The 17,157-nt window shown below is 36.6% G+C and carries 14 protein-coding genes; 9 read left to right on the top strand and 5 right to left on the bottom strand.

What is annotated here, in order from left to right:
* Window positions 1–37 precede the first annotated feature (37 nt).
* Window positions 38–2,563 (top strand): DUF5686 and carboxypeptidase regulatory-like domain-containing protein, encoded by a 2,526-nt coding sequence (locus M2373_RS08660; protein WP_259109612.1) that lies wholly within the window; start codon window positions 38–40, stop codon window positions 2,561–2,563.
* 46 nt (window positions 2,564–2,609) lie between these two features.
* On the opposite strand, the gene M2373_RS08655 is transcribed toward M2373_RS08660, so the two are convergent.
* The 3 genes from M2373_RS08655 to rplU form a co-directional block, all read right to left on the bottom strand.
* Complete coding sequence (locus tag M2373_RS08655; RefSeq protein ID WP_259109610.1) at window positions 2,610–2,795, bottom strand: bacteriocin-like protein; 186 nt, start codon at window positions 2,793–2,795, stop codon at window positions 2,610–2,612.
* Window positions 2,796–3,166: 371 nt separating this feature from the next.
* Window positions 3,167–3,424: a 50S ribosomal protein L27 gene (rpmA, locus tag M2373_RS08650; protein ID WP_047399085.1), complete on the bottom strand. Its 258-nt coding sequence runs from the start codon at window positions 3,422–3,424 to the stop codon at window positions 3,167–3,169.
* Between the two features lie 18 nt (window positions 3,425–3,442).
* On the bottom strand, window positions 3,443–4,018 hold the full coding sequence (gene rplU / locus M2373_RS08645) for a 50S ribosomal protein L21 (RefSeq protein WP_259109605.1): 576 nt from the start codon (window positions 4,016–4,018) through the stop codon (window positions 3,443–3,445).
* A gap of 182 nt (window positions 4,019–4,200) precedes the next feature.
* Here rplU and M2373_RS08640 point away from each other — a divergent pair, with 182 nt between their 5' ends.
* The 6 genes from M2373_RS08640 (at window position 4,201) to M2373_RS08615 (ending at window position 11,696) form a co-directional block, all read left to right on the top strand.
* Window positions 4,201–5,085 carry a metalloprotease gene (locus tag M2373_RS08640; protein WP_259109603.1) on the top strand — a complete coding sequence of 295 codons (885 nt, stop codon included), beginning with the start codon at window positions 4,201–4,203 and terminating at the stop codon, window positions 5,083–5,085.
* 114 nt (window positions 5,086–5,199) lie between these two features.
* The gene (locus M2373_RS08635; protein ID WP_259109601.1) at window positions 5,200–6,288 is read left to right on the top strand and encodes an acyltransferase family protein; all 1,089 of its coding nucleotides are present in this window, start codon (window positions 5,200–5,202) and stop codon (window positions 6,286–6,288) included.
* A gap of 77 nt (window positions 6,289–6,365) precedes the next feature.
* Window positions 6,366–6,947: a tRNA-(ms[2]io[6]A)-hydroxylase gene (locus M2373_RS08630; RefSeq protein ID WP_259109599.1), complete on the top strand. Its 582-nt coding sequence runs from the start codon at window positions 6,366–6,368 to the stop codon at window positions 6,945–6,947.
* A gap of 20 nt (window positions 6,948–6,967) precedes the next feature.
* Entirely contained in the window at window positions 6,968–7,585 is a 618-nt protein-coding gene (locus M2373_RS08625; RefSeq protein WP_259109596.1) for a DUF502 domain-containing protein, read from the top strand.
* Window positions 7,586–7,671: 86 nt separating this feature from the next.
* A complete protein-coding gene (locus M2373_RS08620; RefSeq protein ID WP_259109594.1) occupies window positions 7,672–9,048 on the top strand; it encodes a tryptophanase in 1,377 nt (458 codons plus the stop codon).
* Window positions 9,049–9,260: 212 nt separating this feature from the next.
* Window positions 9,261–11,696, top strand: coding sequence for a TonB-dependent siderophore receptor (locus M2373_RS08615; protein WP_259109591.1), 2,436 nt, complete (start codon window positions 9,261–9,263; stop codon window positions 11,694–11,696).
* A gap of 82 nt (window positions 11,697–11,778) precedes the next feature.
* Here the strand turns inward: M2373_RS08615 and M2373_RS08610 are convergent, their stop codons facing one another.
* Together M2373_RS08610 and M2373_RS08605 are read right to left on the bottom strand one after the other, a co-directional pair.
* The gene (locus M2373_RS08610; RefSeq protein WP_259109589.1) at window positions 11,779–12,999 is read right to left on the bottom strand and encodes a PQQ-dependent sugar dehydrogenase; all 1,221 of its coding nucleotides are present in this window, start codon (window positions 12,997–12,999) and stop codon (window positions 11,779–11,781) included.
* An 84-nt stretch (window positions 13,000–13,083) separates the two neighbouring features.
* Window positions 13,084–14,433, bottom strand: coding sequence for a peptide-N-glycosidase F-related protein (locus M2373_RS08605; protein WP_259109586.1), 1,350 nt, complete (start codon window positions 14,431–14,433; stop codon window positions 13,084–13,086).
* Between the two features lie 266 nt (window positions 14,434–14,699).
* On the opposite strand from M2373_RS08605, the gene uvrB reads away from it, so the two are divergent.
* Complete coding sequence (gene uvrB, locus M2373_RS08600) at window positions 14,700–16,691, top strand: excinuclease ABC subunit UvrB (protein WP_259109583.1); 1,992 nt, start codon at window positions 14,700–14,702, stop codon at window positions 16,689–16,691.
* Window positions 16,692–16,731: 40 nt separating this feature from the next.
* Window positions 16,732–17,106, top strand: a complete 375-nt coding sequence (locus M2373_RS08595; RefSeq protein ID WP_259109581.1) for a VOC family protein — start codon at window positions 16,732–16,734, stop codon at window positions 17,104–17,106.
* Window positions 17,107–17,157: the final 51 nt, after the last annotated feature.

Below are 17,157 nucleotides of genomic sequence, written 5' to 3'. Positions count from 1 at the left end.
ACTTTTTGTTTATGCTAATAGCTTGAAGAAACTACAAATGTTAATTAACAACTCTAAATATTACCCTCTATTTTTTCTATTATTTTTTACAAATATTATTTACGCCCAAAATACAGTAAACGGTAAAATTACTGACGCAAAAACAAACAAAGAGATCAGTGGGGTCGCAATATTTGTAAATGATAACGAAAAGCCTGTTTTAACAACTACTACAGGAACTTTTTCTGTTCAGTCTGACAGTATTATTACAAAACTAAAATTTGTAAAAAAAACATATACTTCCGAAACCATTGATATTACCCCTGAAAATACAGGTAACCTTATGGTAGATCTTACCCAGGAGAAAACAAACGAAATCAAAGAGGTAGTCATCCATAACGAAAAGCCAAAATATAAGAACAAAAAAGAAAATCCCGCCTATGCCATTATGCAGGAGGTCTGGAAGAGAAAAAGAAACAATGGTCTAGACAAGTTCGATACCTACACTTACAAAGAATACGAAAAAATTCAGTTTGATGCCAATAATCTTGACAGCACATTCATGAAAAAAAAGATATTCAACAAGCTCGACTTTATATTTGATTACGCCGACTCCACAGCCAACGGAAAAATGGCACTGCCTATTTTTTTAAATGAAGCCATTTACGAAAACTACGGAGAAAACAGACCGAATAAAAAAACAAAAAGACTTTTAACAGCTCAAAAAACCTCCGGATTTCAGGATAATCAGATTATTACGTTAACGGCAAAAAACCTTTATCGTGATATTAACATTTATGATAACACATTAAATTATTTTGATATTGGTTTTCCAAGTCCCGTAGGCAATACCGGGTTCAGCACCTATGATTATAATCTAATTGACACCGTTTCGGTAAGAGGAGAAAACGCCTATAAAATTCGCTATCAGCCTAAAAGAACAGAAGTATTAGCATTTCAGGGCTACCTTTACATCGACACGGATACTTATGCGGTTCTTGGAGCTACTCTAAAATCCACACAGAAAATTAATGTTAATTTCATCAATGGAATTTCAACCGAATTAGAATACGACAATCCTGATGAGAGCACATTTCTTCCGAGAAAATTTGCCACTGAGATTGAAATGACGCCGTTTTCGAAAAAGAAAACAGCAAAAAGCATCATCGCACGAAGATCCGTTGACTATTCTGACTATCAATTCAATAAACCTTTAGAAGACAAAATTTTCAAAAGACAGGAAGAAGAATATGATGATAAATTTGTGGATAAAGACGACACATTCTGGGTAAAAGCAAGGCCCGACTCTCTATCAAAAACCGAACAGGGAGTCTATGATATGCTTGATAAGCTACAGCAGACCCCTAAGTTCAACCGATTGGTAAAATTATACGAAACGCTGGGTTCCGGATATTACAATGTTGTAAAAGGCATTGATCTGGGTCCGATATTCTCTATTTACGGAAAGAATGAAGTGGAAGGTGACAGAATACGATTGGGTGCACGAACTTATTTCACAAGAAACGACCCCTGGAGAGTTCAGTTTTATACTGCTTATGGATTTAAAGATCAACAATTAAAATATGGTGCTGAAGCACGATTCATGTTTAACAGAGTCAACAGATTTACTGTAGGTGCCGGAACAAGAAGAGATGTTTTGCAATTGGGAGTTCAGCTGACCAATGATGACGGAATTATGGCCCGTACATTTGCTTCTTCAACACTTTTTGCAAGAGGAGAAAATGCATCATTAAGCTCTGTTAATCAAACCAATGTTTTCACATCCATTGAACCATGGAAAAACTTCCAGATCAGATTAGACGGCACAATGCAAAGTATTAAATCTGCGAATCCTGACGGATTTAATTTAATGTATTATAAAAACGGAGATTTAAGAAAAACAACCAATGACTCTCATTTTACATTGAGTTTAATCGCTAGACCCGGGGCGAAATTCTCACAAACCGGTATCGACAGATACGAACACGGAACATTAGCCCCAACGATTGTTTTAAAGTATACGAGAGGTATTGAAGGTATATTTGGATCAGATTTTAATTATAATAAACTACAGTTCATGTTTTATAAGCCCGTGCTGATCGGAAGCTGGGGAAAAACCCTTATCAATTTTGAAGCAGGAAAAAACTTCGACACCGTTCCTTTGGCTTTACAGAATGTGATTCCGGGTAACCAGTCTTACAGTTTAGCGCAAAATACCTTTGCCCAGCTTAATTATTATGAATTTGTGGCAGACACCTATACAACACTTCATTTAGAACATCATTTTAACGGGAAAATATTATCATACATCCCTTTGATTAAAAAACTAAAATTAAGAGAAATAGCATTCCTAAGAGCCGCTTACGGAACATTAAGCGACGCTTCAAAAGCAATTAATGTAGAAGGATTCAAATATTCTGCTCCCAGCGAACATGTTTATTACGAATATGGTGTAGGAATCGAAAATATAGGCTTCGGAAACCTTAGAATCTTCAGGGTAGATTTCAACTGGCGAGGAAATTATCTTGACAGGCCCGACATTTCAACCTTCGGAGTCAAAGCAGGATTCCAGGTTGGGTTTTAAAAAACAAATCTCCTTTATTGTTATGATAAAGGAGATTTTTATTTTACTATGATTCTGACGGATAATCTTTGCAGCTATTACAGTGAGCCACAATATTGATTTGAAAGCAAGAAGGCCTTTCTCCTTCAGGGATACTACAGTAGATTTCGCAAGGCAGACATTCTTTCGGAGGAAGTGCTCCTCCCATTACGTTTTTCAATTCTTCACGATTGATTTTCTTTAAATTTTTCATAATGATTAAGTTTTAGTTTGATGTTTGATTAAGCATTGGAAATTTAAGAAAATTATTCTTTACATAAGCGGCAAAAAATATTGAAAAGCAATATAGATTAATTAATAATCAAACTCTTATAAAAATACAACCCCATCGGTGTCTACAAATATTGAAATAAAACAACAACCCTATTCCCGATTAAGGTGAATATTTAAGTGTATTTTATATTTCAGGCTGCGACGATGTCGCAGCCTGAAATATAAAAAATAGTGAGTATCGAAAGCAGGAAAAAGCTTCCAGTAAAAACAAAATAGCATAACGACAATAGAGCATAACGCAAAAAAAATCCCCAGCCAGGGCCGAGGATTTAATTTTTATAAAACGCTTAATTATGCGTTTGCTTCTACAGATACGAAAGATCTGTTATTTGCTTTTTTTCTAAAAACTACTTTACCGTCTACTAGAGCAAACAAAGTGTGGTCTTTACCGATTCCCACGTTTGCACCTGGGTGGTGTTGAGTACCTCTTTGTCTAACAATAATATTTCCGGCAATAGCGTCTTGTCCTCCGAAAATCTTCACACCTAATCTTTTAGAGTGAGATTCTCTACCGTTCTTGGAGCTACCAACCCCTTTCTTGTGTGCCATTTTATTAGTGGATTATTATTATTTGTTTAATGCTTTGAAAGTGTCAATGTTCTTAACGATAGCAGCATCTACTTCTTCGTGAGTAAGAACAGTTTTTTCTAGTTCAACTTTAACTGCTTTTCCTAAAAGAATTAAAGCATCTCTGTTTTCTTTAGACTGAGACAATCCGTTTTTCTTCAAGTGATAGTTCAACTCGTGATCTTCGCTGAAGTTAACAGTTGCGTTGTCAGAAAGAACTTCTGCTTTAGCAGTTTCTTTTTTAGCAGCTTTCTTTGGTGCTCCTTCAAAACCTGTGATACCAGTGATCTGAATTTGAGTTAAAGATTGTCTGTGACCATTTTTTACTTTGTAACCTTTTCTTCTTTTCTTTTTGAAAACGATTACTTTATCAGCTTTTACGTGGTCTAGGATCTCTGCTTCTACAGTGATTCCGTTTACAGCTGGGGCGCCTACAGTGATTGCTCCGTTTACAGTAAGAAGTACTTTATCAAAAGATACTTTTCCTCCTTTATCTCCTTTTAAACGGTTTACAAACAACTTCTGGTCTTGCTCAACTTTATATTGAAGCCCTGCTATTTCTACAATTGCAAACATTGTTTATAAATTTTTAGTTATTTCGAGGTGCAAATATAAGAATAAATTTCTAAATAGCTTACAATCAAACCCATCTTTTTTTACAATAAAAAAATTAACTATGTTTTGAATAATTTTTCACACAAAAGTGATAACACGTAACATTTTATTTTATACCTTCGTTTACACCTAAAATATTTTATATGAAAAGAAACTTTAATTTCTGCTTACTAGCAGGAGCAATGGCTGTGCTTTCCCTAACAGCCTGTAATGACGACAACTTCGAAACAACTTCCCAAGACCCGCAAACCGAAAATGCAAAAATCGAACAGCCGGGTGAAATTGAAAAAATCTGTGCGTATGTAGATCAGTACTGGAGCTCAACAGCAGTTCTCACCACTTCTCTTCAAAACACCACCGACACCAATTTCATGAATACTCAAATGACAAAAATTGCGAGTATGTGGGGAAGAAGCAATCCTACCCTGCGATTTGTCAACGATCCCTCAAACTACAACTCAACCTACAATGCTATTTCGTATTCCACCGGAAAAATTTATTACGGATTTGCAATTTATTATGATGCCAAAGCAAAAGGGGGAGATATTGTAAATGCGATGATTCTTGCCCATGAATATGGTCACCAGCTACAGTACATTTTCAATTTACCTTCTGTAAATGAGTCTACTGCAAGACCAAATGAATTGGAAGCTGATGGTTTCGCAGGATATTATCTGAGGAGACCCAACGGCTACAATCAGACAACGTTTGCACAAATTGCAGCAGCTTATGAATTTGCACAAAGCATTGGCGACTATCAGACAACAAGCCCGGGACACCACGGAACCCCGCCACAAAGAAGATCTGCCGTTCGTTTAGGTTTCCTTTTGGGTCAGTATAGTCTTTCCGCTGCAGACTTTGATTATAATTTCTTCTATTATTATCAAGGTGTTCTGAACGGAACTTATAAAATGAACAAAAATTCAAAATATCCTGAAATTGATGCTTACATGAGTCAATATCTGGAAGAATTAAGACAAATTCAGACTGGAGAAATTTCTGCAGAAGAATTTAAGCAGCTTAAATAAACATTCATTTTTAGCATATTTAAAAAAAGGAGGTAAGCGATACGTTTTACCTCTTTTTTTCATTTGTTCAAAATTCACAAAGTTTATTTACTTTTGATCTTTATTGCATCATATATGAACAGAGATCTCTACATTGACTTTGCAAAAGGGCTGGCCACTCTTTCCATTATATTTATACACACGGCTTTCTGGTCGGGACAGCTATACATTCCGGCAGAAATAAGAGTTTTTTCTCTTGTATTTGATGTGGCCTTATTTTATGCATTGAGCGGAATAACTTCTGGCACTAACATTGAAAAAACATTCTACCGGCTTTTAAAACTGCAGATCACTTATATGATCTTTGTAACATTGCTTTTTTTCCTGGATTACTTTTTTAAAGTTTTTGGACTCACCTTCTTTTCATTAGAATGGCTTCAGAATTTTTATTTAACATTCGGATCAAAATATGCGGCTACAAGTATTTCAACAGTTCCCGAATGGCAAAACCTCGGAAACTGGTATCTGCATCAATACACGAATGCAGATACTTTTCCTGTTGTAATGGGAAGTTTCTGGTATCTTAAAGTATATTTTATATTAACCGTTTTCGGTGTTTTAATTTTAAGATTTTTCCCAAGACATATCAATTGGTTCATCGGGATATGCATTGCACTCACCCTTCTGTTCAATATTTTTCCTGAAATTTATCCTTCAGGTCAGGTTGGGTACGTTGCTTTTTACATGGCTGTTTTCTTAGTTGCCAACAGAATGCGCGGCAAAACCATTCCTGCAAAAATGATTCCTGTACTTTACGGAATTGTTGCCGTGGCTTTATGCTGGATGTTTTGGTACTATGGCAGTGAAATTTTCTTTAAAATCAATAAAAATAAATTCCCTCCTAAAATTCCTTATATCATTTGGACTTTATTTTCACTGGTTACGTTATTTGTTTTTTATAACAGGTTAAAAATTACAAAAGAAAATGCCGTCACTTACATTGGAAAGAACGCCATATTTTTTTATTTCGGGCAGGGAATAAGCTCTTCTTTAGTTTATTTTCTTGTAGATCCTTTAAAACAGAGTATGCCTTGGTGGGTTTTAATGATCATCATTTATCCTGTCAATATTTTACTGGCATTTGTGATCTCCGCCGGATTGAAAAAAACAGATGCCCTGGGATGGAATATTTTAGAATTTTTGAGAAGAAAAACAGCATCTTAAGTTTATAATTATCAATTTAAAACAAAATAACCTATCTTCTCACAAATTATTTTAATTTTACAGAAAATTTTTAAACTATGTTTAAGTTGAAACTTCCTACCGATCCAAGGTGGGCAAATATTGCAGAGGAAAACATTGGAGAAATTTTAACGGATCACGCGTGGTGCGAGCAGAAAGCAGCTACCAATGCGATTGGACTGATTACCATGCTTCCTGAATATCCGGAAATCGTGACCGAGCTTCTTGCTATTGCGCAGGAGGAGCTTGATCACTTCAATCAGGTTCATGAGATTATTAAAAAAAGAGGCTACACTTTTGGACGTACCAGAAAAGATGATTACGTGAATGAGCTTGTGAATTTCATCCAAAAAGGAGGCAACAGAGACGATCTGATTGTTGACAAAATGCTTTTCGCTGCTATGATTGAAGCAAGAAGCTGTGAAAGATTTAAAGTTCTTACCGAAAACATTAAAGATGAAGAACTTAAGATTTTCTATAGAGAATTAATGATTTCAGAAGCTAATCATTACACCACATTCATCGGTTTTGCAAGACAATTGGGAGACGAAGAAAAAGTAAACAAACGTTGGGAAGAATGGCTTGAATATGAAGCTAAAATCATTCAGTCGTACGGAAACAAAGAATCAATACACGGTTAAAAAATACCTTTAAAAACACAGTGAAAAAACTGACTTTCGAAAATATTGCAAATTTCTTTCTGAAAAATTTCTTTCAGGGATTGGTAATTATTGGGCCTATTGGGCTTACTATTTTTGTCATCTGGTATGTTGTAACATCCATTGATAACATCATTCCTTCTGTTGCAAAAGAAATTCCGGGGTTGGTTTTTATTTCTACCATTTTAATTACAGCACTTTTAGGGTTTCTGGGAAATAAGTTCGTGGTCGGGAAATTCTTTTTCGATACTATGGACAGCTTACTGGAAAAAACACCCGGCGTAAAACATATCTATACTCCCACCAAAGACGTTATGTCATCATTTGTTGGAGATAAGAAAAAATTCAACGATCCTGTTTGGGTAAAAACAAACTCAAATCCGGAAATCTGGAGAATCGGTTTTTTAACTCAAAAAGAAATGGCGGATGTGGATAAACACAATTATGTTGCGGTTTACCTTCCTCATTCTTATGCTATTTCAGGTTGGGTAATTGTTACTGAAGAAAAAAACATCAAACCTGTAGTGGGAATGACGGCAGCTTCGGCAATGAAATTTGCAGTAAGCGGCGGTGTAGCAGGCTTCCATTCAGATGATAATATATTTAAAGCTCCTGAGTAATACCATCTTACTCCTTTAAATATACTTGATGAATTTGAATTTATTTCAAATAAAATTTTCTTTATAAACAATCTAATATAAATATCATGAATTTACCGTACGCGGAACCTTTCCGTATTAAAATGATTGAAGAGATCCGTCAATCAACAAGAGAAGAAAGAGAACAGTGGCTAAAAGACGCAAACTATAACTTATTCAACTTAAAATCTTCACAGGTTTTTATCGATCTGTTAACAGATTCCGGAACCGGAGCAATGTCTGACAGACAGTGGGGCGCTTTAATGACAGGTGACGAAAGCTATGCAGGTTCCCGTTCATTCGAGCAGCTGCACCAAACCGTACAGAATATTACAGGATTCAAATATCTTCTGCCAACACACCAGGGCAGAGCCGCTGAAAACGTATTATTTTCAGTTTTAGTAAAAGAGGGTGATGTAGTTCCGGGGAACTCTCACTTCGACACTACAAAAGGGCACATCGAATTCAGAAAAGCGCACGCAATCGACTGTACTATCGATGAAGCTTTTGACATTAATGACCTTCACCCATTCAAAGGAAACATCAACCTTGAAAAACTGGAAGAAGTTTATAAAAGCCATCCTAAAGAGAATATTCCTTTTTGTTTAATTACAATCACTTGTAACTCTTCAGGAGGACAGCCTGTTTCTTTGGAAAACATGAAAGCCGTAAAAGAGCTTTCTGATAAATATGGAGTTCCTGTATTTTTCGATTCTGCAAGATTCGCTGAAAATGCATATTTCATTAAGAAAAGAGAAGCCGGACAGGAAAACAGAACCATTAAAGATATCTGTAAAGAAATTTTCTCTTACGGAGACGGAATGACAATGAGTTCTAAAAAAGACGGTCTGGTAAACATCGGAGGTTTCATTGCTTTAAACAGTGAAGAAGTGTTCAGAAAGGCATCTAATTTTACGATTATCTACGAAGGTTTCATTACTTACGGAGGTATGGCGGGAAGAGATATGGCTGCTTTGGCAGTAGGTCTTGATGAAGCGACTGAATTTGCTTATCTGGAAAGCAGAATTTCTCAGGTTGAATATCTGGGTCATAAATTAATTGAATATGGAATTCCTGTTCAGAAGCCAATCGGAGGACACGCTGTTTTCATTGATTCTTTGAATTTCTTGCCAAAAGTTGACCGTTCAGAATACCCTGCACAGACTTTAGGTCTTGAGATTTATAAAGAAGCAGGAATAAGAACCGTTGAAATCGGGACATTATTAGCAGACAGAGATCCTGAGACAAGAGAAAACCGTTATCCTAAACTGGAATTGGTACGTTTGGCGATTCCTAGAAGAACGTATACAAACAACCACATGGATTATATTGCTGCAGCGATCAAAAACGTATATGAAAGACGTGATGAAATTGCAAAAGGCTATAAAATTACATGGGAACCGGATTTGTTGAGACACTTCACTGTTCAGCTGGAAGAAGCATAAAACTTAAACCGAGATTTGTTCTCGGTTTTTTTTATTCATATCCTTATCAAAAAAATAATTAACAAATACAAGATAACCAATACAAAATTTACTAATCTTTAAATATTTAAGGATACCGCATAATACTTTTCAAACATTCAAGTATTTTTATACTGATTTGAAATCAAATTTTAATATTTTTGATTTAAATCCCAAATCAAAATTCAATAGATATGAAAATAAAGTATTTAAGTGCTGCTTTTCTTGGCGCAACCTCTATGTTGTATTCGCAGGAAATAAATGATACGATTTCAAAAGAAAAAAAAATTGATGAAGTCACCATTACCGGAAGCCGAAACAAGAAAAGAACAGTCATCGATACTCCCGTACCTATTGATGTCATTGATATAAAACAGGTAAGTCAGGCCACGGGGCAGATAGATGTTAATCAGCTTTTACAGTTTTCAGCCCCTTCGTTCAACTCAAACAAGCAATCGGGATCAGATGGTGCCGATGCCGTGGACCCAGCAACACTAAGAGGATTAGGGCCGGATCAGACTTTACTTTTACTTAACGGAAAAAGATATCACCAATCTTCATTAATCAATCTTTTTGGAACCAAAGGAAGAGGAAACACCGGTTCCGACATGAATACCATTCCGATTGGAGCCATAAAAAGAGTCGAAGTTCTCCGGGACGGAGCTGCTGCACAATATGGTTCAGATGCTATTGCAGGCGTCATCAATGTTATTCTGAATGACCGCGACAAAGGTTTTGAAGGAAATGCCTTTTATGGGATGAATCTTTTTAAAAGTCCGGGAAATAAAGATGTGGTTTCAGATCGTAAAATAGACGGAAACACATTTGATTTCAGCGGAAATTTCGGAACAAAAATTGGCTCAAAAGGAGGCTTCGGAAACTTTACAGCAGAATTCATTAACAAAGAATATGCTATCAGAAATGCCAATCCTGAAAAATATGATGCACCGAGACAAAGATTTGGTGATGCAAAATCACAGAATTTTTATTTCTTCGGAAATATTGAAGTTCCTTTGACAGATAATTTGAAATTTTATTCAAGACAAGGGTTTTCACAGCGGAAAACAGACGCTTACGCATGGACAAGAAGTGCAGATGCAGACGGGAACATTCCTGAAGTTTATCCCAATGGATTCAATCCCGTTCAAAATACAAATATTACAGATTTTACCTTTGACAATGGCTTAAAATTTAAAATTGCAGATTGGGATGTCGATTTCTATAATGCTTTTGGAAGCAACAGATTTAATTACCAGATCGACAATACCATCAATGCAACTTTAGGAATGAATTCTCCGACAAGTTTTAGCGCAGGAGGCCATTCTCTATTACAAAATACAACAGGTTTCAATGCCGCCAAACAGTTTAATATTCTGGAAGGCTTAAATGTTGCATTCGGATCAGAATTCAGATATGAGAAATTCAACATCATCAAAGGAGAGGAAGCTTCTTATGCCATGTATGATATCAATGGAAATATCGTAACCGCGAATACAGATCAAAGCTTACTGGTTACCAACCCGTTAAGCGGAGAAATAAGACCGGGCGGATCTCAGGGTTTTCCAGGATATTCGCAAGAAGTCAATAAAAGCAGGAATAATTTTGCAGCTTATATCGATACAGAGCTGGACATCACCAAAAACTGGATGATCAGCATTGCCGGAAGATTTGAAAATTATAATGATTTTGGAAGTACCATCAACGGGAAATTCTCAACAAGGTATAAAATAACGCCACAATTAGCTTTCAGAGGGTCGGTATCAACGGGCTTCAGAGCTCCTTCCCTGGCTCAGAAATATTACAGTTTACAGTTTACCAATTTTCAGGGCGGAAATTTAGTTACCATACAACTCGCTTCTAACGACAGTGATCTCGCAAAAGAAGTGGGAATCCCTCAGCTAAAGCAGGAAACTTCTGTCAATGGAAGCGCGGGATTTACCTTTAATACCGGAAAATTCACAGCCACTGTTGACGGGTACTACATCAAAGTGAAAGACCGGATTGTGTTAACCGGAAATTTTTCACAGGATGACGATGCTATCGGACAGATTTTAATAGATAATCATATTGATCAGGCACAGTTTTTCACTAATGCTATGGATACCAGAACGAAAGGCATTGATGTGATCTTAAGTTATAATGAAAACATCGGAAAAGGAAAGCTTACAGCAACATTGGCAGGAAACTACAACGAAATGGAAATCACAAAAGTGAATACGTCCGAAAAATTAAAAGGAAAAGAAGATGTTTATTTAAGCCCACGAGAGAGAGCTTTTATTTTGGCATCAGCTCCGAAAACCAAGATTAATTTAAACTTAAATTATAAAATCAATAAGTTCAATGCCAATATACAGCTTGTAAGATTTGACAAAATCACTTTGATTGGCTATAACGGACCTGACGACTATCAGACGTATAATCCTAAAGTGACGACCGACCTGTCATTCGGATATGAATTCACCAAAAACATCAGCCTGACACTCGGAAGCAAAAATTTGTTTAACAGATATCCTACCTTACAAAAGAGCGCTGTATCTGACGGTAATACAGAAAGTGGAGGTATTTTTGATCCCGTTCAGATGGGTTTTGCAGGAAGGCAGGCTTTTGCAAGGTTTAATTTTCGATTTTAAAAAAAATTACTTGAACAACATTTAAAAGCGGCTCGGGCTCAAAACGTTGTTTTGAGCCCGAGCCTTGATATATAAAAAAGACTTATTTTTTTGAGACTTTATACAATTTTCCACTATCTGTGACAGCGTAAAGATTTCCATCCGAACCATTAAGAACATCCCTGAATCTTTCTTTCTGATCAGCCAAAAGACGCTCCTCCCCTATCACTTTGTTATCTTTCATCACAATTCGGTTAATGTGCTCACCACTCAGACATCCGATCATCAAATTTCCTTTCCATTCTTCTATACTTCCAGTGTAGAATGTCACTCCACTCGGAGAGATCACAGGATCCCAATAGTAAACAGGTTGTTCTGTTCCTGCTTTCTGGGTCGTTCCGTTATTAATTTTATCTCCGGAATATTCAATTCCATAGGTTACATCACCCCATCCGTAATTTTTTCCGGGCTGAATTAAATTGATTTCATCCCCTCCACGCGGGCCCATTTCAACATCCCAGAGTGTGCCGTTCGGATCAATGGCCATTCCTTGAGGATTTCTGATTCCATAGGCATAAATCTCCGGCTTAAATCCAGCTTTTCCAATGAATGGATTTCCCGGAGCAGGTTTCCCTTCTTTTGTGATTTTTAATATTTTCCCCAGAAAATTATCTGTTCTCTGGGCGTATACCCTGGTTTCTTTATCAGATCTTTCCCCCGTACTTACAAAGAGATTTCCGTCTTTATCAAAGGACAATCTGCTTCCGTAATGCTTATCACCATCGTAAGAAGGCTCTGCACGGAAAATAACTTTAACCTCTGAAATATTTTTTAAATCTGCCGAAAGTTTTCCCTTGGCAACAGAAGTAAGGTTTCCTTTACCAAAAGGCTCTGAAAAACTGAAATAAATAATATTATTGGCTTTAAAATCAGGATCCAGCGCTACATCGAGCATTCCTCCCTGTCCTTTTGCATCAACTTTTGGAAAACCTTCAATTTTGGAAATCTGCTTTCCGTCTGCAGAGACTACATTCATATGACCTCTTTTATCTGTAATTAAAAATTGGCCATCCGGTAGATTGATAATTCCCCATGGTTTTCCCAGATCTTTACTTAGAATTTCAACATTATAAGGCGTCGTTGTTTTTGCAGCTTTAATCCTTGTCTGCCCTGCAAAAGCTGGTTTATACTCCGGAGAATTGGGCTTTTCTGTTTCGACACTTCCATCTTTGCCCACCTGCTGAGCCTGCGCATTGTTCTTTTTACAAGATGTTAAAACTAAAAATAAGCTTAGAAACGGAACATAGTAGTGATTAAATTTCATAGTAAATAGGATTTGAGGTTAAAAATATGAATGGAAAAATAATGCCATAAAAAAAGCACCATAGATATTATAGTGCTTTGTATATTATTTTTTAATAATCTTATGTTTAAATGAAACCCCATCTTCAAATGATACTTTTAAAATATAGGTTCCAGATAAAAGATCACTCACATCAGCTTCGTTCCCATTAAATTTCTTTATAAACCTTCCGTCTATAGAATATATTTCAGTTTCCCGGATTTTCTTAGAACTTGATATCTTAACAACATTTACCACAGGATTTGGGTACACTTTTACTTCTGCTACGGAAACATCTTTTACCCCTAAAACATTTACGGCATCACCCTGTAAATAAACCGACAAAGGAAAATCCCCCTGCTGCCCTACAAACTGAGCATCCGGAACACTGATCATAAAAGCATGGTTTCCGGGAAGCAGTGTTCCCACGCTTATTTTTCTGATCGGAATAGCGCTACCGGGACACCAATTATTCCAGGACGCCCACCATGCAGCCGACTGAGGACTTGCTCCATAAATTCCGTTTCCCTGAGTATTATACTGTCTGTAAGGTTCACACGAAACCCCTCCAGGTTTATAGGTGAAAATCTGCTGATCATTAAGATAAATATAATGCTGTCTCCTAACATATTCTTCCCCTCCGGAATTGGCTCCGTGGTTAGAAGTTATCAAATTAAACGTTGCGTTATTAAGTGTACTATTTAAAGCAAAAGATAAAATTCTGATGGTCTGCCCAGGCTCATCTGTTGCGGCATAATTATTCAGACTTTTAATCGCCGCCATAGGAATCAACAAATTGTTTACAGCAGGAATAGAAGTGTTGTTATCCGTCACAAAACTTAAAGAACCTTTAAATGTATCAATTCTTGAGGCACACCCCGAAACCTGGGTCTGCGCAGCATAAGGAACTCCTAATACGGTAAATTCTATCCAAAAATCATATTGGCTTCTCAATGAAGCATCTTTAAAAATCGCCCCCGCATTATCAATCTGAAAAATATAGGGTACGCTTGTCGGGGAAATATTTTTGTTCATAAAAGGAGTAATAAACCTCCCTAATTCTATTTTTGTAACCGTATTTGTGTCATATGCTGTTGCTCCTTTAGGTGCAAATGCCAGAAAAACATGGGCAAGTCGGTCATAATTATCACACAAAGCGCCAATCGTAATGTTCATAGTAACCTGATTTCCAAAAGAATCCAATTGAGCATCTGTCATTTTTTTTGTATATGTGCTGTTGCTAAGTCGGGTAGCTCCTGCTGGTAACGGCTGATTAACCGTAGTGGCATACATATCATAAAAAACAGCTTCATCATACATTAAAATTGTGCTTGGAGGCAATGGCAATTCTGAATCCTTACCATAAAAAGTTCCAAAAAAGCACACTAGAAAAAGATAGAGTAAATTTTGTTTCATTATTAATTTTATTGATTTAAAAACAAATATAATCCAAAATTAAGAATAATACATTATAAATAAACCTTTAAAAAACCACTATTATTACAAAATAAACAAAATAAGAAAAATTTAACAATCTATTTTATCAAATTCAAACAATAAAAGAAAAACACTCTGCAGTTCATTGATTAACAGATAAAATATTTAATCTCCGTTTTGCGACATCAAATACTTCTGATGTCTGTCATTTCTTTTGTACTTTTGTTATACAACATCATTTTCTTATGCAATTCAAACTTCAATCAGAATATAAACCTACCGGTGACCAGCCAAAAGCCATCGAAAAACTCACCGAAGGAGTGGAAATCGGCGAAAAGTATCAGACTTTATTGGGGGTAACAGGTTCCGGTAAAACATTTACGGTAGCCAATGTTGTTCAGAATGTTCAGAAACCGACCTTAGTTTTAGCTCATAATAAAACATTGGCGGCTCAGCTTTTTATGGAATTTAAGGAATTTTTTCCTGAAAATGCCGTAGAATATTTTGTAAGTTACTATGATTACTATCAGCCGGAAGCTTATATTGCCACTACCGGAACATATATTGAAAAAGACCTGAGTATCAACGAGGAAGTAGAAAAACTCCGTCTTTCTGCCACAGCAAGCTTACTTTCCGGAAGGAGGGATGTGCTGATCGTGGCATCTGTTTCCTGTATCTATGGTATTGGAAACCCTACAGAGTTTCATAAATCATTAATTTCAATTGCCATTGGCGAAAAAGTTACGCGAACGGCACTTCTCCATTCATTAGTTAATGCTCTTTATTCAAGAACACTGAGTGAATTTCAAAGAGGAACGTTTCGTGTAAAAGGAGATGTTATTGATGTATTTCCTGCTTATGCCGATAATGCTGTCCGAATTCAGTTTTTTGGTGATGAAATTGAAAAAATCCAAAGTTTTGATCCTGTAAGCGGAAACGTTACATCGAGCTTTGAACAGATTCAGATCTATCCAGCCAATCTTTTTGTTACATCTAAAGAAACCCTGAACGGAGCCATTAAAAACATTCAGGATGACATGGTAAAACAGGTGGATTTCTTCAGCGAAGTCGGAAAACCTTTAGAAGCGAAAAGACTACAGGAAAGAACCGAACTTGACCTTGAAATGATCAAAGAGCTCGGTTACTGCTCCGGAATTGAAAACTATTCAAGATATCTCGACGGCAGACTTCCGGGCTCAAGACCTTTCTGTCTGCTGGATTATTTTCCAAAAGATTTTTTAATGGTTATTGATGAAAGTCACGTTACAGTACCTCAGGTTCATGCGATGTACGGAGGTGACCGAAGCAGAAAAGAATCTTTGGTAGAATATGGATTCAGACTTCCTGCAGCTATGGACAACAGACCTTTGAAGTTTGAGGAGTTTGAAAGCATTCAGAATCAGGTAATTTATGTCTCTGCAACTCCAGCTGACTATGAACTGGAAAAAACAGGCGGTGCCTATATTGAACAGATTATCCGTCCGACCGGACTTCTGGATCCTATTATTGAGGTAAGACCGTCTTTAAATCAGATCGATGATTTAATGGAGGAAATTCAGAAAAGATCCGATGTCGATGAAAGAGTTCTGGTAACAACCCTGACGAAAAAGATGGCAGAAGAGCTAACCAAATATTTCACCAAATTCGGCATCAGAACGAGATATATTCACTCTGATGTTGAAACCCTGGAACGTATTCAGATCATGCAGGATTTGCGTCTTGGCCTTTTTGATGTTTTAATCGGGGTAAACCTTTTAAGAGAGGGTCTGGATTTACCTGAAGTTTCGCTGGTTGCCATCCTTGACGCTGATAAAGAAGGAATGCTTAGAAGCCGACGATCTATGATTCAAACGGTCGGCCGTGCCGCAAGAAACATTAACGGAAAAGCAATCATGTATGCCGATAAGATTACAAAATCCATGCAGGCAACTTTAGACGAGACTGAGTACCGTCGTGCCAAACAGATGCAATATAATGAAGAACACGGACAGGTGCCTCAAGCATTAAATAAAAAAATATCTGAAAACCTGGTTGGAAGAAGCAAGGACTTTCCGGATGAAAGATACACCCAGAAAGAGATTCTGCAGAAAGTGGCAGAAACAAAAGCAAGCTACAGCAATGAAGACATAGAAAAAGTCGTCGCTCAAAAACAAAAAGAAATGGAAGCTGCTGCAAAGAACCTTGACTTTATTAAAGCAGCCAAACTGAGAGATGAAATTGCGGCTTTAAAAGAATAATTATTTTTTAAAACATCAACAAATAAAAACGGAACGACAAATGAAAAAAGTAACCGGCATCGGAGGAATTTTCTTTAAATGCAAAGACCCTAAAGCATTGAAAGAATGGTATAAAACACATCTGGGCATCGATGTTAATGAATATGGAGCAACATTCGAATGGAAAGCAGTCGCTGAATCCAATGCGAAAGGATCTTTAACATGGAGCCCTTCTCCTGAAACAACAAAATATTTTGAACCCTCTGCCAGAGAATTCATGATTAACTATACAGTAGATAATCTGGAAGCACTGGTTGAAGAATTAAAAAAAGAAAATGTTGAAATTCTGGATGAAATAGCAGTCTATGATTTCGGAAAGTTCATTCATATTCTTGATCTTGAAGGAAACAAAGTTGAGCTTTGGGAACCTAAATAATTCTTTAACCTTATCAGATAAAAAAGTTTCGGCGATCTCGTTAATACGAGA

Source organism: Chryseobacterium sp. JUb7 (genome assembly GCF_024806495.1).
Lineage (GTDB): Bacteria > Bacteroidota > Bacteroidia > Flavobacteriales > Weeksellaceae > Chryseobacterium.
The sequence above is the reverse complement of the archived record's forward strand: the minus strand, read 5'-3'. Positions and strand labels throughout refer to the sequence as shown.

Bases quoted from the DNA above. Each gene is read 5' to 3' on its own strand.
- M2373_RS08660 (WP_259109612.1), top strand. From the start codon at position 38: ATGTTAATTAACAACTCTAAATATTACCCTCTATTTTTTCTATTATTT.
- M2373_RS08605 (WP_259109586.1), bottom strand. From the start codon at position 14,433: ATGAAACAAAATTTACTCTATCTTTTTCTAGTGTGCTTTTTTGGAACT.
- M2373_RS08630 (WP_259109599.1), top strand. From the start codon at position 6,366: ATGTTTAAGTTGAAACTTCCTACCGATCCAAGGTGGGCAAATATTGCA.
- M2373_RS08655 (WP_259109610.1), bottom strand. From the start codon at position 2,795: ATGAAAAATTTAAAGAAAATCAATCGTGAAGAATTGAAAAACGTAATG.
- M2373_RS08595 (WP_259109581.1), top strand. From the start codon at position 16,732: ATGAAAAAAGTAACCGGCATCGGAGGAATTTTCTTTAAATGCAAAGAC.
- uvrB (WP_259109583.1), top strand. From the start codon at position 14,700: ATGCAATTCAAACTTCAATCAGAATATAAACCTACCGGTGACCAGCCA.
- M2373_RS08610 (WP_259109589.1), bottom strand. From the start codon at position 12,999: ATGAAATTTAATCACTACTATGTTCCGTTTCTAAGCTTATTTTTAGTT.
- M2373_RS08620 (WP_259109594.1), top strand. From the start codon at position 7,672: ATGAATTTACCGTACGCGGAACCTTTCCGTATTAAAATGATTGAAGAG.
- M2373_RS08640 (WP_259109603.1), top strand. From the start codon at position 4,201: ATGAAAAGAAACTTTAATTTCTGCTTACTAGCAGGAGCAATGGCTGTG.
- rpmA (WP_047399085.1), bottom strand. From the start codon at position 3,424: ATGGCACACAAGAAAGGGGTTGGTAGCTCCAAGAACGGTAGAGAATCT.
- rplU (WP_259109605.1), bottom strand. From the start codon at position 4,018: ATGTTTGCAATTGTAGAAATAGCAGGGCTTCAATATAAAGTTGAGCAA.
- M2373_RS08635 (WP_259109601.1), top strand. From the start codon at position 5,200: ATGAACAGAGATCTCTACATTGACTTTGCAAAAGGGCTGGCCACTCTT.
- M2373_RS08615 (WP_259109591.1), top strand. From the start codon at position 9,261: ATGAAAATAAAGTATTTAAGTGCTGCTTTTCTTGGCGCAACCTCTATG.